General features: G+C 68.6%; 2 protein-coding genes and 1 pseudogene. 2 read left to right on the top strand and 1 reads right to left on the bottom strand.

What is annotated here, in order from left to right:
- Positions 1-248, bottom strand: a pseudogene (locus ACFYR3_RS45795) (type III effector protein); the annotation flags it as partial.
- A gap of 131 nt (positions 249-379) precedes the next feature.
- Here ACFYR3_RS45795 and ACFYR3_RS45790 point away from each other — a divergent pair.
- Positions 380-811, top strand: coding sequence for an Hsp20/alpha crystallin family protein (locus ACFYR3_RS45790; RefSeq protein ID WP_355859054.1), 432 nt, complete (start codon positions 380-382; stop codon positions 809-811).
- Between the two features lie 180 nt (positions 812-991).
- A partial coding sequence (locus tag ACFYR3_RS45785) for a DUF2267 domain-containing protein (protein ID WP_389288372.1) occupies positions 992-1176 on the top strand: 185 nt, incomplete at its 3' end.

Raw genomic sequence — 1176 nt, 5'->3', positions numbered from 1 at the left:
ACGCCGAGCGGATGGGCCAGATCGGCCCAGCTCGCGCCCGCCTGCCGCGCCGCTTCGACCAGTCCCGGCTCCCAGCCGGCCAGCTGTTCACGAACCTGCCGCAGGAGGAGCAGCGCAGCGAGGGCGCCCTGGGGATCGTCGGGTGCGGCAATCCTTGCGGACTGTGCGGTCTGCAGGGCCTGTGCAAGGGCCTCGAGCGCCGTGGCCGTCGCCGCGAACGAGTCCGGCGCCGGAAGTTTGCCGCTCACTCTCCCCTCCCCTTCAGCATCGTCATCTCCTGGATGACGTTTCTCTTGTCGTCGTTTGGATGACATGTTACAACGGTGTCAGGTGAAGCGCATTGGCAGCAACTGCCTGAACTCATCTGGAGGTGTATCCCGTGTTGATGCGCACTGACCCGTTCCGGGAACTCGACCGGCTGGCCCAGCATCTGATGGGTCCGGGAACATGGTCCCGCCCGTCCGCGATGCCGATGGACGCCTACCGAGACGGCGACCAGTACGTCATCGCCTTCGACCTGCCGGGCATCGACCCCGACGCCCTCGACATCGACGTCGAGCGGAACATGCTCACCGTGAAGGCGGAGCGCCGCCCGCTGCCGCGCTCGGAGAGCGCCCAGACGGAACTGGCCGAGCGGCCTCTGGGTGTCTTCTCCCGCCAGCTCGTCCTGGCCGACACCCTCGACACCGAGCACATCTCCGCGGACTACGAGGCCGGCGTCCTGACCCTCCGCATCCCGATCGCGGAGCGGGCCAAGCCCCGCAAGATCAGCGTGCGCGGCACCGGCGAACGCAAGGTACTCGACAGCTGATCCGCCGGTCGCACGTCCGCCGGCCGGGCCCAGGACGGTTCGCCCGCAATCGCGCCTGGGCTCCGGCGGCACCGGCCCCCTCACTCCACGCCGGACAACCGACCTCCGCGAAGAACACGGTTCACACGGAACAGCCGCTCTCCCGCAGAAGGCGGTCACGCAAGGAAAGCCGAAGCCCTCATGACTCTTCTCTCTCCCCCCGCGCCCCCTGCCCCGACGGCAACCGTCACCTTCGACCAGCTGCTGGAAAAGGTGCGCTACGACGGTGCCTACCCCACCCGCCGCCACGCAGAAGGCGTCGTACGCCGAGTGCTCGAAGCCCTCGGCCGCCAGTTGACAGGCACCGAGCGGATGGAACTCGCCGC

The sequence above is a fragment of the Streptomyces sp. NPDC005784 genome, assembly GCF_042871525.1.
Lineage (GTDB): Bacteria > Actinomycetota > Actinomycetes > Streptomycetales > Streptomycetaceae > Streptomyces.
Note: the sequence above shows the minus strand (reverse complement) of the source record. Positions and strands in the feature narration are given on the sequence as shown.